Source organism: Labrys sp. (in: a-proteobacteria), assembly GCF_047605565.1.
GTDB classification, from domain to species: domain Bacteria; phylum Pseudomonadota; class Alphaproteobacteria; order Rhizobiales; family Labraceae; genus Labrys; species Labrys neptuniae.
Window position 1 is genome coordinate 32,878 of the sequence record NZ_JASGFM010000004.1, and the last position, 13,042, is coordinate 45,919.

At 61.8% G+C, this 13,042-nt stretch carries 14 protein-coding genes and 2 tRNA genes; 9 read left to right on the forward strand and 7 right to left on the reverse strand.

What is annotated here, in order from left to right:
- Positions 1-403 precede the first annotated feature (403 nt).
- Both QM672_RS05605 and QM672_RS05610 read left to right on the forward strand, forming a co-directional pair.
- The gene (locus QM672_RS05605; RefSeq protein ID WP_311938475.1) at positions 404-2,197 is read left to right on the forward strand and encodes an ABC transporter ATP-binding protein; all 1,794 of its coding nucleotides are present in this window, start codon (positions 404-406) and stop codon (positions 2,195-2,197) included.
- A 103-nt stretch (positions 2,198-2,300) separates the two neighbouring features.
- Positions 2,301-3,062: a hypothetical protein gene (locus QM672_RS05610; protein WP_311938477.1), complete on the forward strand. Its 762-nt coding sequence runs from the start codon at positions 2,301-2,303 to the stop codon at positions 3,060-3,062.
- A 41-nt stretch (positions 3,063-3,103) separates the two neighbouring features.
- On the opposite strand, the gene QM672_RS05615 is transcribed toward QM672_RS05610, so the two are convergent.
- Both QM672_RS05615 and QM672_RS05620 read right to left on the reverse strand, forming a co-directional pair.
- Positions 3,104-3,817, reverse strand: coding sequence for an alanyl-tRNA editing protein (locus QM672_RS05615; protein ID WP_311938482.1), 714 nt, complete (start codon positions 3,815-3,817; stop codon positions 3,104-3,106).
- 8 nt (positions 3,818-3,825) lie between these two features.
- On the reverse strand, positions 3,826-4,857 hold the full coding sequence (locus QM672_RS05620; RefSeq protein ID WP_394308948.1) for a cysteine synthase A: 1,032 nt from the start codon (positions 4,855-4,857) through the stop codon (positions 3,826-3,828).
- A 277-nt stretch (positions 4,858-5,134) separates the two neighbouring features.
- Here QM672_RS05620 and ybaK point away from each other — a divergent pair, with 277 nt between their 5' ends.
- Positions 5,135-5,611: a Cys-tRNA(Pro) deacylase gene (gene ybaK / locus QM672_RS05625; RefSeq protein WP_394308946.1), complete on the forward strand. Its 477-nt coding sequence runs from the start codon at positions 5,135-5,137 to the stop codon at positions 5,609-5,611.
- A 126-nt stretch (positions 5,612-5,737) separates the two neighbouring features.
- Here ybaK and QM672_RS05630 read toward each other — a convergent pair whose 3' ends face one another.
- On the reverse strand, positions 5,738-6,406 hold the full coding sequence (locus tag QM672_RS05630; RefSeq protein ID WP_367622739.1) for a TetR/AcrR family transcriptional regulator: 669 nt from the start codon (positions 6,404-6,406) through the stop codon (positions 5,738-5,740).
- Between the two features lie 81 nt (positions 6,407-6,487).
- Here QM672_RS05630 and QM672_RS05635 point away from each other — a divergent pair, with 81 nt between their 5' ends.
- Positions 6,488-7,228, forward strand: a complete 741-nt coding sequence (locus QM672_RS05635; RefSeq protein WP_311938490.1) for an SDR family NAD(P)-dependent oxidoreductase — start codon at positions 6,488-6,490, stop codon at positions 7,226-7,228.
- Between the two features lie 159 nt (positions 7,229-7,387).
- Here QM672_RS05635 and QM672_RS05640 read toward each other — a convergent pair.
- Positions 7,388-7,463 (reverse strand) — tRNA-Asn (locus QM672_RS05640).
- A gap of 157 nt (positions 7,464-7,620) precedes the next feature.
- Between QM672_RS05640 and QM672_RS05645 the strand changes: the two genes are divergently transcribed.
- On the forward strand, positions 7,621-7,890 hold the full coding sequence (locus tag QM672_RS05645) for a hypothetical protein (protein WP_311936171.1): 270 nt from the start codon (positions 7,621-7,623) through the stop codon (positions 7,888-7,890).
- A 13-nt stretch (positions 7,891-7,903) separates the two neighbouring features.
- On the opposite strand, the gene QM672_RS05650 is transcribed toward QM672_RS05645, so the two are convergent.
- Positions 7,904-8,473, reverse strand: coding sequence for a hypothetical protein (locus tag QM672_RS05650; protein ID WP_311936168.1), 570 nt, complete (start codon positions 8,471-8,473; stop codon positions 7,904-7,906).
- Positions 8,474-8,643: 170 nt separating this feature from the next.
- Between QM672_RS05650 and QM672_RS05655 the strand changes: the two genes are divergently transcribed.
- Both QM672_RS05655 and QM672_RS05660 read left to right on the forward strand, forming a co-directional pair.
- A complete protein-coding gene (locus tag QM672_RS05655) occupies positions 8,644-8,901 on the forward strand; it encodes a hypothetical protein (protein ID WP_311936165.1) in 258 nt (85 codons plus the stop codon).
- 379 nt (positions 8,902-9,280) lie between these two features.
- Positions 9,281-9,625: a hypothetical protein gene (locus QM672_RS05660; protein WP_311936163.1), complete on the forward strand. Its 345-nt coding sequence runs from the start codon at positions 9,281-9,283 to the stop codon at positions 9,623-9,625.
- Positions 9,626-9,666: 41 nt separating this feature from the next.
- Here QM672_RS05660 and QM672_RS05665 read toward each other — a convergent pair whose 3' ends face one another.
- Both QM672_RS05665 and QM672_RS05670 read right to left on the reverse strand, forming a co-directional pair.
- Positions 9,667-9,909 carry a type II toxin-antitoxin system HicB family antitoxin gene (locus QM672_RS05665; RefSeq protein WP_311936160.1) on the reverse strand — a complete coding sequence of 81 codons (243 nt, stop codon included), beginning with the start codon at positions 9,907-9,909 and terminating at the stop codon, positions 9,667-9,669.
- A gap of 508 nt (positions 9,910-10,417) precedes the next feature.
- Positions 10,418-10,491: transfer RNA gene (locus QM672_RS05670), tRNA-Cys, on the reverse strand.
- Positions 10,492-10,706: 215 nt separating this feature from the next.
- Between QM672_RS05670 and QM672_RS05675 the strand changes: the two genes are divergently transcribed.
- Positions 10,707-11,363 (forward strand): protein-L-isoaspartate O-methyltransferase, encoded by a 657-nt coding sequence (locus QM672_RS05675; protein WP_311936158.1) that lies wholly within the window; start codon positions 10,707-10,709, stop codon positions 11,361-11,363.
- A gap of 252 nt (positions 11,364-11,615) precedes the next feature.
- Positions 11,616-12,929, forward strand: a complete 1,314-nt coding sequence (locus tag QM672_RS05680) for a TolC family outer membrane protein (RefSeq protein ID WP_311936156.1) — start codon at positions 11,616-11,618, stop codon at positions 12,927-12,929.
- The last annotated feature ends 113 nt before the right edge of the window (positions 12,930-13,042 follow it).

Sequence of the window (13,042 nt, forward strand, 5' to 3'; positions counted from 1 at the left end):
GGGGAGAAGGAACAGGATTGGGATACGGCGCGTCAGCGGAACAGCTTTCAAATGGCTCACCACCTGCCAGATGAGATGCCTTCTCCCCTTGCGGGAGAAGGTCCCGGCAGGGGGATGAGGGGTAGCAGCACATCGGATCGGCCGAAAAAATCGGTTGCCTTCGCGCGAATCTGCCCCTAGGTTGCCCTTCCCGGTTCACACCCAGCATGAGGGAGAATTGCATGACCACATTTCTGATTCTCGCTCACGTGTCGAACGTTCGGCCATATGAGATCCTGACGCGTTAGGTCGCGTCCTTTTCTCCCGAACACCCTCCGGGTCTTTTTCCTGAACATATTTTGCGCCGCACTTTCGTGTGCGCCTTGCATTTTGGAGACGGCGCGGGGCTGCGCCGGTTACCCCGATGACTCTTTCTCGCAAAGAGCCCGGCCGCAATCCCATGGCGGCTGTGCTTGGATTCACTTTTGATCACTGGCGCAGCCAGGCCGATCTCGTGACCTTGATCGTAATCGCCGTCGGCGTGGCAACGGTCGCCGAAGTGGTCGTGCCAATCTATGCCGGCCAGATGGTCGATGCCGTCACCACCGGCCTTGGTGGAGCAAGCGAGGCCTGGTGGGCGCTTGGGGCCATGCTGGTCCTCGGTGCGGTTGCCGTGGGCTGCCGGCAGCTGTTCTTCTATGCCATCACCATCCTGACCACACGGATGATGAGCACGATCGCCCGCGAAGCCTTCGCGCGCGTGCAGCGTTTCTCCACCGATTGGCACGCCAACAATTTCGCCGGTTCGACGGTCAGGCGCATCACCCGCGGCATGTGGGCACTCGACATGCTCAACGACACGCTGCTGGTGGCCATCCTGCCCTCCATCCTCGTCCTGCTCGGCTCGACGGTGGTGCTGGCGACGGTCTGGCCGATGCTGGGCCTGGTGGTTCTCATCGGTTCCATTGCCTTCGTGGCGATGACGGTGGTGCTGTCGGTGAATTATGTCGCGCCGGCGGCGCGCTTGGCCAATAGCTGGGATACGCGCGTGGGCGGTGCCCTTGCCGACGCCGTAACCTGCAACGCAGTGGTGAAGGCCTTCGGCGGCGAAACGCGCGAGGATGCCCGGCTGACGGCCGTGCTGGCCAAATGGCGCTCGCGCACCAATCGCACCTGGATGCGCGGCACCAATGCCGGTACGGCCCAGAACGTGTTCCTACTGGGGCTGAGAGCCGCGGTACTGGGCGTGGTGCTGTGGTTATGGGCGCGCGGACAGGCCGGCGTCGGTGACGTCGCGCTGGTCCTGACCAGCTATGCCGTGGTCCATGGTTATCTGCGCGATATCGGCATGCATATCCACAATCTCCAGCGTTCGGTGAACGACATGGAGGAACTGGTGGCGTTCTACGACCAGCCGATGGGCGTGAAGGACAGGCATGATGCCATGCCGGCCATGATCACGGACGGACGCATCGCCTTCGAGCATGTCACCTTCCACTATGGTGGCCATGCCGATGCTCTCTATCGCGACTTCTCCGTCGAGATCGGGGCAGGGGAGAAGATCGGCCTGGTGGGTCGGTCGGGCTCGGGCAAGACCACCTTCGTCAAGCTGATCCAGCGTCTCTACGATGTGAATGCCGGCCGCATCACCATAGACGGCCAGGACATCGCCGACATGACGCAGGCCAGCCTGCGCAGCCAGATCGCCATCGTGCAGCAGGAGCCGATCCTGTTTCACCGCTCGCTTGCCGAAAACATCGCCTATGCCCGGCCCGGCGCCAGCATGGCCGAGATCGAGCACGCGGCAAAGCTTGCCAATGCGCACGCCTTCATCTCGGCCTTGCCCAAGGGCTATGGCACGATGGTGGGCGAACGCGGCGTGAAGCTGTCCGGCGGCGAGCGCCAGCGCGTGGCGCTCGCCCGGGCCTTCCTGGCGGATGCGCCGGTGCTGATCCTGGACGAGGCGACTTCCAGCCTCGATTCGGAATCGGAGCATCTGATCCAGGAGGCGATGGAAAGGCTGATGGCGGGGCGAACCACCATCGTCATCGCCCACCGGCTCTCGACCGTGCAGGCGATGGACCGCATCCTTGTCTTCGACAAGGGCAAGATCGTCGAGGAGGGGGATCACGCCAGCCTGATCCGCCACCCCGACGGCATCTATCGCGGTCTGTTCGAACGCCAGGCCCTGGAACTCGCCAAGGGCTGGGCGGCATAGGATTAGGAGACGATAAGGGATGGGGCGCAAGGCGTGCCCCGTCCCGCCAGCCAATCCTTGGCGAGGCAACCGAACATTGCTGCCGGCGGAGGCCCTCACTTCGATGAACGAAACACTGCGCGCCGTCGTTGCCGAGGCCTATGAACTGTTTCCGCCCCACCGTTTCGGAGCACAGCTGCAGAATGTCTGCACGGGCTGTTGCGTCACCGCCGACGAGCAGGCGCTGCTGATCCGCACGCCGCGCCAGGCCATTCCCGCCCCGCTGATGCAAGCCTATTATGGTGCGGCATTCAACGGGTGCCTGAATGCAGAGGAAACCGAGCATTTCCTGCCGCGCTTGCTCGAGCTCTCCGCCGAGGGGCATCAACTCGGCACGGGTGGGTTCGAGTGCAATTTCAATCATCTCGGCACGCGTGGTGCTGACTATCGGCACAATTGGAGCAGGGAGAAGATCGCTCTGATCGATCGCTATTTCCTGGCCCTGGCCGAATTATCCTGGCAGGCTGGGCTCCCAAATCCGCAATGGCAATGCCACGCAATCGAAGATGTGTTGTGCGCCATTGCGCGAGGAAGTGCTTACCTGCCTCCCATCCTGTCGGCGTGGCAGGCCGACCAGTCTCGGCAAGCGACCATCCGGCTGGCGAACACGCTTTCCAATTTGCATTGGTCAAAGCGGAAAGTCGGATTCGCCAAACTCACCAACGCCTTCTGGGCCGACGTTCCGGATCAGGAATGTCTCTGTGTCGCCTGGCTGTGCAGCCCTGACCATTATACCCGTTTCGACACGGCCATGAACCAGGAGGAAGACGACGACGTTTTCGCGCTCTTTTCTCAGGCCCGAGACGTCGTGGGTGCGGCACCATGATCTGACCGAACGGCATCCGCTGGTCGGCTATGAGCGAACCGTCAAGCCAGGGCGATACGCACCCGCCGGTTCTGCTTGCCCTTCTTTTCGATCTGCGTCACCGCAATGCGGCCGATCTCCTCGGTGTTGCGCACATGGGTGCCGCCGCAAGGCTGCAGGTCGAGGCCCTCGATCTCGACCAGCCTGATCACCCCGGAGCCGCGCGGCGGCTTGACCGACATGGTCTTCACCAAACCAGGATTGGCGTCGAGCTCGGCATCCGTGATCCAGCGTTCGCTGACCTCGGCGCCCTGGCCGATCATAGTATTGACCTTGTGGGCGATCTCATCCTTGTCGAGCCCGGCATCCTGGATGTCGAAATCGAGCCGCCCCTCGCCATCGCCGATCGATCCGCCGGTGACGGGGTAGGGCAGGGCGACCGAAAGCAGATGCAAGGCGGTATGCACTTTCATGCGGGCATAACGCCGCGACCAGTCCAGCGCCAGTTCGACCGTGTCGCCGACAGCCGGCAGCAATCCTTCCGGCGGCACCACATGGGCGATCTCGGTCTTGGTCTCGTCGTTCCAGACCGTATTGGTGATGGCGATGGTACGCCCATCCGACAATGTCATGGTGCCGACATCGCCGGGCTGCCCCCCACCCATGGCATAAAAGACCGTGCGATCCAGGATGATGCCATGTTGCGACAGCCCGATCACCGTAGCGCTGGCGCCGGGGCTGTAGGGATCGTCTCTGAACAGCAGGTCTGTCGCCATGTCGTCACCTATTCCAATGGAGCCTTGATGGTGGAACGCTTTTCAAGCCATTCCGGCACGGGCAGGTTCTTGGAACGCATGAACGCAGGATTGAACAGCTTGGACTGATAGCGCGAGCCATGGTCGCACAGGATGGTCACGATGGTGTGGCCGGGCCCGAGTTCCCGAGCCATGCGGATGGCACCGGCAATGTTGATGCCGGTCGACAAGCCCACGCAAAGCCCTTCTTCCTGCAACAGATCATAAACCAACGGCACCGCTTCTTCATCAGGGATCTGATAGGCAAGGTCGACCGGCGCGCCCTCGATATTCTTGGTGACCCGGTTCTGGCCGATGCCCTCCGACATCGACGAACCGGAGAATTTCAGCTCGCCATCGGTAAACCAGGAATACATGGCGGCCCCCATCGGATCAGCCACGCCGATCTTGATGGCAGGATTGGCCGCCTTCAGGGCGATGCCGACGCCGGCCAGCGTGCCGCCCGAACCGATCGAGCAGATGAAGCCGTCGAGCTTGCCGTCGGTCTGCTCCAGGATTTCCGGCGCCGTGGTCTCGATATGGGCCTGGCGGTTGGCGACATTGTCGAACTGGTTGGCCCAGACCGCGCCGCCCGGTTCGGTTTTCGCCAGTTCGGCTGCCAGCCGGCCCGAGACCTTCACGTAATTGTTGGGATTGGCATAGGGAACCGCCGGTACTTCCACCAGTTCGGCTCCCGCCAGGCGCAGCATGTCCTTCTTTTCCTGGCTCTGGGTCTCGGGAATCACGATCACCGTGCGAAAGCCCATGGCATCGGCGACCAGCGCCAGGCCGATACCCGTATTGCCGGCCGTGCCTTCGACGATGGTGCCGCCGGGCTTCAGCGCGCCGCGCGCCACCGCATCCTTGATGATGAAGAGCGCCGCCCGATCCTTTACCGACTGGCCCGGATTCATGAACTCGGCCTTGCCCAGAATGGTGCAGCCCGTCAGCTCGGACGCGCGATTGAGGCGAATGAGGGGGGTATTGCCGATGGCATCGACGAGACCGGTACGGAAAGCCATGTGTGATCGTCTGCTGATTGGAGGGGATGCGACCCTAACCCGACTTTTCTGATCGGCATAGGGGAGAGGCATGCCGACGACGGGTTTTCCAAGCCGCGGTGCCATGATAGCTCTCGCCCCGGCAGGCGGGCCCGTCATCACCGACCCGCCTCATCGATCATCGCCAGAGCAAAGCGCGTTTAGACGGAAACGCTATTTTGCTCTAGCTCTTTGGTTCGACGCGTCTTTGCAATTCTTGGCGATTCCGCCAAGTCACAACACGCTATAGGAAGCCGCCATGTCGAAGGTGACACGCGCCACCCAGATGCTCGCCAAGACAGGCGTCGCCTTTTCCGTCCACAGCTACGACTATGATCCCGATGCCGACAGCATCGGCCTGCAGGCTGCCGACGCCCTTGGCGAACCGCCCAGCCGGGTGCTCAAGACCTTGATGGCGCTGGTTGACGGCAAGCCCGTCTGCGTCATCGTGCCGTCCGACCACGAGGTCTCCATGAAGAAGCTGGCGGCGGCCTTCAATGGCAAGTCGGCGCAGATGATGAAGCCGGCCGATGCAGAGCGCAGCAGCGGATACAAGGTCGGCGGCATCAGCCCCTTCGGCCAGATGCGCAAAGTGCGAACCGCCATCGAGGAAACCGCGCTCGGTGCCGACTATGTCTATGTCAATGGGGGCCAGCGGGGGCTGCAGATCCGGCTCGCTCCGCATGACGCCAAGACTGTCCTCGAAGCGACCGCCGCCGCCTTGGTCGCTGCCTGATCCTCTCGCGCGAGATGGAGGGCCTCTCATGTCGATAGCTCGCTCCAGCGAAGGCAGCTCGGCCGATCGTCAGGGCTGTCGCCGAGCCGCATGAGATTTAGTCGTCAACCGAGCCCTTCGAGGGGATCAGCCGCCCTCGACTTCGGCTTTGGCGGTTCGGACGTCCCATCCCGCCATGGCGACATCCGCCACCGCCTCCAGCTCTGCGCAGCTCACCCCATCGCGGGCCAGGATCGACATGCCGTTCTGAACGGTCTGCACGAAGCGAGCGAGCGCGTGAAGATCGGTTGATACCGGGATTTCACCATCCGCCACCGCCCGGCTGAAGCGGGTCAATAGCCGTTCGAGCGTGACGGCGCGCGCGGACCTGACCAGCTCCCCGAGTTCCGCATGACCTTCGCTGCCGACCGAGGACAGCGTCACCATGCAACCGCGAGGGATATCCGCGACGCAACCGGTCAGTGCCGCGGCCGAGTCCGCGAGGATGGACCGGACAGCATCGCGGGCGGTCGCAGCCGACTGAAACCCCGCCCAAACATAACTCTCGTTGGTCTCGGCATAGTGCCGCAGCGCTTCGGCATAAAGCGCTTCCTTGGACTGGAAAGCGGCGTAGAGGCTGGGAGCGCCGATACCCATCGCCTGCGTCAGATCGGCGATGGAGGTCGCTTCGAACCCCTTGCACCAGAACAGCCGGGTCGCTTGCTCCAGCGCTGCGGTCCGATCGAACGCACGCGGTCGCCCGCGCACAGGCCCCGTTGCAACGCCGGTCTCGGGCTTCGGTTCAGAATTTTGCATCGATCGCTATATAATCATATTGACCCGCAGCGACAACACTTTTAGCCTTTCTGTATCGATCACTAGAAAAAGGCTAAGGCTATGACGGAACTGTCTGGAAAGCGCGCGCTCGTAACGGGTGGGTCGCGCGGCATCGGTGCTGCGATTGCAATCGCTCTCGCGGAGAAGGGGGCGGATGTAGCCCTCACCTACGAAAAGGCCGCCGATCGGGCTGCCGAAGTCGTTCGGGAAATCGAAGGGAAGGGGCGCAAGGCCGTTGCGATTCAGGCAGACAGCGCCGATCCGGGGGCGGTCAAGCGCTCCGTCGATGAAGCGGCAAGGGTGTTGGGCGGCCTCGACATCCTCGTCAACAACGCCGCGATTGCCCTTTATGCATCCACGGCCGAGATCAGTGTCGAGTCGATCGATGCGATGCTCGAGGTCAATGTGCGTGGACCTGTGCTCGCGGCGCAAGCCGCCATTCCGCATCTCGGCGCGGGCGGGCGCATCGTCACGATCGGGTCCGCCGGTGCCGAACGCATCGTCGGGCATCCCGGCACCTTCTACTACATGACCAAGTCTGCTTTACACTCGTTCACGCGCGGCCTTGCCCAGGAGCTCGGGCCGCGCGATGTCACGGTCAATCTGGTCCAGCCGGGCTCGACCGATACCGACATGAACCCATCCAATGGTGAATCGTCCGATTTCCAGCGTAGCCTGAGCCCGCTTGGACGCTACGGTGCACCGCAGGACGTCGCCGCTGCCGTCGCCTTTCTGGCAAGCCCTTCGGCGCGACACGTCACAGGCGCCATTCTGACAGTGGACGGAGGACAAACGACCTGAAGCGGGCTTGATCCTCTCCGCCGGAGACCGGCCGGTGGCCGGTTTCCGCCACTCCGCGACCGGATGGGAGGTCATGCGGGGATTTCGCGCCAAACATCCATATCGCACGCGCTGCGCGATTGGGGTGTTCAGCCGTCACATGGTGTAGGAGAAGGAGAATGGCTCCGCGAGCAGGACTCGAACCTGCGACCCAGCGATTAACAGTCGCTTGCTCTACCGGCTGAGCTATCGCGGAACAGAGGGTGTCCCCCGGTGGAGCGGGTGTATAGCTCCAAGAAACTCACTTGCCAAGGCCTATCCTGCCCTGATTGCATCTTCTTTTCGGATTAATATCTAAGGGTAAGGGAACACAACCGGATCAAAGGTCCGGTTTTGACCGTCTGGAGGGCTTTTTGGCACCCAACGAACAGATCAATCGTCCAAAGGTGAAACTCGCCGGACGACATTTTCATCTGCCGGCCTCGCGAAGCCTGCGAGTGATTCTGGGTGTTCTGCTGGTGATCGGCGGTTTTCTGGGCTTCCTGCCGATTCTGGGCTTCTGGATGATTCCGCTCGGCCTGCTGATTCTGTCGATCGATATTGCGCTGGTACGGCGTCACCGCCGCAAACTCGCGGTCTGGTGGGGGCGTCGGCGTCAGCCACGCCCGGTGGAGGATCGCTGATTCCGTCAGCGCTTCAGGCGTGGCCGGCTACCACGCGCGTTTCCTCGACAACAACCAGGTGATTGACGACCCGTTGAAGTTCCTTGAGCGCAACCAGCCGATCTCGGCGGGAAATCTGCTCGAGGTCTTCATTCCCTTCGACGGCACAAGCGCGGGCAAGGAAATCGGCCAGCTTGATCTGGCCGAGGAAGAGTTCGAAGGCAAACACTTCCAGATAGAGGGCATAGGGCTGATCCGGCGCCGCATGGCAAGGGCAGATCTTGATCTCCAGCTCGCTCGCCTCGAGCACATCGAGATCGCTCCGTGTCGGCACACCCGGCTTGTCGCGGTTGCGCGTCAGCCATTCCCGCTGACGGTCGACTTCGTTGGGAGCTCGATCCCGACCGAGCGGATAGTAGCTGTCATTGGCATCCGTCATGCACCGTGTTCCCTTGGCTGGCCGCGCCGGTCGAATCAAACGGCGGCCGGCCGGAAGGCCGACGGTCGCGATCAATGGACCGGCTTGCGTTAACAGACTCTCATCCAAGGTCACCGAACGGCATGCCGTCCATGGAATCATGGCGCGCCAGCTGGTGTTTGGCATGACGCAGAGCCGAAATGGCGGTATCATGCTGCATCAGGCTTGCGAGGGCTCTTACCTGCCACCACAGAAGCAGGCTGCCGCCGTTTCGTCTCTCTCGCTTGAGGTGCCTGGCTATCACGCGCCGATCACGAGCGTGGTCGCCTAATGATAGAAAAAGGGGGAGGTATCCGATGGTGGATGACTTCAGCACGCTGCAACAAAAGGCGCAGGCGCTACAGGTCGAAATCGAGAGCCTGTATGCTTTGTTGGGGGCAATGGCCCGGGCTCTCGAAGAAACCGACCAGGATTTCAAGCAGCGTGTGGCCCAGTCGGCGGGGGCGGCCATTCGGGCCCAGATGGTCGACGACGATACGCAGGTGATGCGCAACCATTGCCTCCATTTCATCGCGAGCACACTGAAAGTACCGCTGTACTGTGTCATTCGCTGAAGACCGGAAGCTCTTTCGGGCTCGGCAATTCTGTCGATTGAATGTGGCAACGGAAATCCCCTCGTGGCGCAGGCGCCACGAGAATCACGATAGGCTACGCCGAGATCGGCCGGTGTCCTTGCCTGGTAGCCATCGCTTGCAAGCCCCGGCAGGCGACGTTTGCCTTCCGCTCGCAAGAATTGTTTCGTCAGCTTCCGGCAAGACGCGACAGGGCAGGGGACGCAGCTATGGCCCTTGATATTCGCAGTCGTTTCAGGCTGCCTGAACTGCGCCAAGCCGCGAGGGAGAATTCGTCGCCATGGCTCCTCCGGCCGATCATTCAGGCGGCATTCAGTCTACTCCCACTACTTTTGCGCGAAGAGTAGCAGGGAGATACCCTATGTCCCGATCGGTCCTCGTCGGCGTCTTGGCAGGTGCTGGTATTGCCTTTTCATCGGCAGCCAGTGCTTCAGTATCGGCGCCTTTGGCCACCCCGAATGTCTCGTCGGCCCTGCAGGTCCAATATTATCCACCTTGCCCGCCCGGCTATAAGGTCACCGGCCATGGCGTCTGCAAGCCGAGCCACTACCTCAAGAGACACCCGGGTCAGGATCCCTATAGCGAGAACTATCAGCGCACGCGCCGGTATTACCGTTATGACGATGATCAGCCGGGCTACGACCGCCGCTATCAGCGCCCCTATTACTACAACAATGGCGATGACGAAGGCGACGGTGACGACTGATCACCGTTCCTTGCGATCTGCCTTGGGCATCACGCTCCCGGCTAGGCCGTCTTGAGAGCCGCCCAAATCGCCACATGATGGCGCGATGGCCTGGGAATGGCACGGCCAAGCCTGCGTGAATTCTCGATCCAGGCTTGGATTGCGTCCTGCGCCTTGGCGACCGCGCCCTCAGGGGTCTCGCCATTGCTCATGCAGCCGGGAAGATCAGGGACTATTGCGGCAAAGCCGCCTCCATCCGCAACGGACCGCGGCTCGACCAGAATTGGGTATTCCAGATCGCCCATGTCGCCCCCACCAGTGCACCATATCGCGCGTAGGCGTCATTTGGATGTCAGCAGGCGCAGCATTGCTCGCCACCGCGTCCCTGCGACGAGGGTGGATCGCGAATCGATCCGGCTCTTGCCGCCCCGGGCGCCGAAAACGGTCGCCCTCGCACAGACTGCGTCGCACTGTCATTGAGGGGGTAAGCCCCATAGCCAAATTGCCGGGCGTCTGGGTGCGTCTTAGGCTTCAGACGCTCTCAGCCGGGGCCCCGGCCGATCGAGCAGGGAGGCTCGGAAGGCGATCCTGCAAATCTGCCCTCCGGGCCTCCTGTTTTCTTCCACGACGAAGGACCCAGCCCATCTTGGGAAAATCTCGCGCCGCAAGGAAGAAAGGGAAGCGGGCGAGAATCGCCCGAACCACGAACATCGTGCCGAACTGGTGCAAGGCGCAATCGAACAACGGACACATCCATTCCGCCGTCATTATTGCCAGCGGCCCGGACAGGGCGTTCCGATGTATCAGGAAAAGTGGAGGCCACGCCCGGAATCGAACCGGGGTGCAAGGATTTGCAGTCCTCTGCGTAACCACTCCGCCACGTGGCCATCCATTGTCGCGCTGTGCAGGACAAAGCGGAGGCAGGCGCTATAACAAGCAAGCCTCACGCGTTCAACCGGTTTTCTCGACCGAAGCAATATTTCCGTGAATGCGGATTGCAGGCTGTAAAACTGAAGCCTCCCATCTCGCTGCAAGGCCAGCCTTCTTGCCTTTTGCGAGGCCATGCCGCAAACAACGCTGTGACAAACAGAGATATCGAGCGATGACCGACTTCATCCAAGCGCGCCGCACCATGGTGGATTGCCAGATTCGCACCAATGACGTGACCGAGGCGCGCGTCGTGGATGCCTTCCTTACCGTTCCCCGCGAGACTTTCGTGCCGGCCTCCAAGCAGCCCTTGGCTTATCTCGATGCCGATCTGGCAGTGGGCGGCGAGGCCGGCCAGCGCTATCTCATTCAGCCGATGTATCTGGCCAAGCTCATCCAGGCCGCCGGCATCAAATCCACCGACACCGTGCTCGATATCGGCACGGCGACGGGCTATTCGTCCGCGATTCTCGCAGAACTCGCCGAGAAAGTGGTGGCACTGGAGAGTGATGAGGGGCTTGCCGCTTCGGCGAAGACTGCGCTGGCATCCTACCCCAATGTGACGGTAGTGGCCGGCCCGCTCGAGCAGGGAGTGGCCGGTTCCGGACCTTATGACGTGATCCTGATCGAAGGCGCCGCCGAAGACATTCCGCCCGCCTTGTTCGCCTCGCTCAAGGAGGGCGGTCGCCTCATCGCCGTGGTCGGCCATGGCCGTCCCGGACGCGCCACCGTCTTCGTCAAGGTCGGATCGGATCATACCGGACGCATCGCCTTCGACGCCTCCGTGCCGGCCCTGGCAGCCTTCGCCAAGGCGCCCGCCTTTTCATTCTGACTATCAAAACAGCATCTTAGGAGAAAATTAACCAGCAATTAACCGAACCCGGGGTTCACTGTCTCTTTTTTGCTTCAACCTCGGATTTATCTCTGGGCAGCCGAAATCAGTTGTTGGTGAAAGCTGCTCGACAGGCTATTTTTTTAAAAAATATGGCGGTTTGTCTGCCTCTTTTGATTTGGGTCGGGTCGAGTCATGAAAACTGTAAGCGTATTTTCGTTATTGGCTGCAAGTGCTTCGCTTGTTTTCTTCATGGGCGGAGCACAAGCTCAATCGCTGCAATCGGCCCTTGCGCAAGCCTATGCGGCCAACCCCACCTTGAATGCCCAACGCGCCGGCACCCGGGCCAATGACGAAACGGTCTCGCAGGCGCTCAGTGGTTACAGGCCGAACGTTTCGGCTTCGGCGAGCATCAGTGCCGAACGGGATTTCACCAAGTCTCTGCAGGGAAGACGGTCCAACGACACCCGATTTCCGCGCGGCGCCGACATCACAGTAACGCAGAATCTGTTCAACGGCTTCCAGACCGCGAATTCGGTACGTGCCGCCGAATCGGGTGTGCTCAGCCAGCGCGAGACGTTGCGTGACACCGAGCAGTCGGTACTCCTCAACGCCGTAACGGCCTATATGAATGTGTTGCGCGACGCGGCTCTGCTCAATTTGCAGAAGAACAATGTCGAGGTGCTCGAGGAGCAGCTCAAACAGACCAAGGATCGTTTCAATGTCGGCGAAGTGACGCGTACCGACGTCGAGCAGGCAAATTCCAGCTTGGCGAGCGCGCAGTCCCAGCGGGTCGCCGCCGATGCACAGCTCAAATCGTCGGTCGCCATCTATCGGCAGATCATCGGCTCCCAACCCAAGAAGCTGCAGCCGGTCAAGGTGCCGCGCTCGCTGCCGAGGAACCAGAACGCCGCAATCCAGGCCGGGCTTGCCAACCATCCTGGCATCACGGCCGCGCTTCATGCTGTCGACCAGGCCGCCATGCAGGTGAAGGTCGCCGAGGGTGCACTTTATCCCAGCTTGAACGCCCAGGGCACGATCTCACACAATTATGAGCCCTCCGGCGCGAAGATGGGCACCTCGGCCGCGATCGGTGCCTTCCTCACCGTGCCAATCTATTCGGGCGGCGGTGACTATTCCAAGATCCGCCAGGCCAAGGAGCTGCTCGGCCAGGCGCGCATCCAGGTCGACGTCAATCGTGAATTGGTACGCTCCAACGTCATCCAGGCCTGGGGCTCCCTGGACGGCGCCCGCGGTGAAATCCAGGCCTTCCAGGCCGCCGTCAATGCGCAGGGCGTGGCCCTCGCCGGCGTGCGCGAGGAAGCCAAAGTCGGCCAGCGCACCACCTTCGACGTGCTGCAGCAGCAGCAATTGCTCTTGCAGGCGCGGGCCAGCCTGATCCAGGCGCAGCGCGACCAGATCGTGGCGGCCTATACCGTGCTGTCGACCGTCGGCAAGCTCAACGCCTCGGCGCTCGGCCTCAAGGTTGCCCGTTACGACCCCACCACGCATTACGATCAGGTGCGTGACAAGTGGATCGGCACCGACATTCCGGATGGGCGCTAAGCGGCGCCTGCCCACAGGAAGATGACGGCAGCGCCCTCCGCATCCTTGCGATCGGAGGGCGTTCTTGCTTGAAGTGCCGCCAAAGCGTTTCGCGCTTGGATGGAATCGTCGAG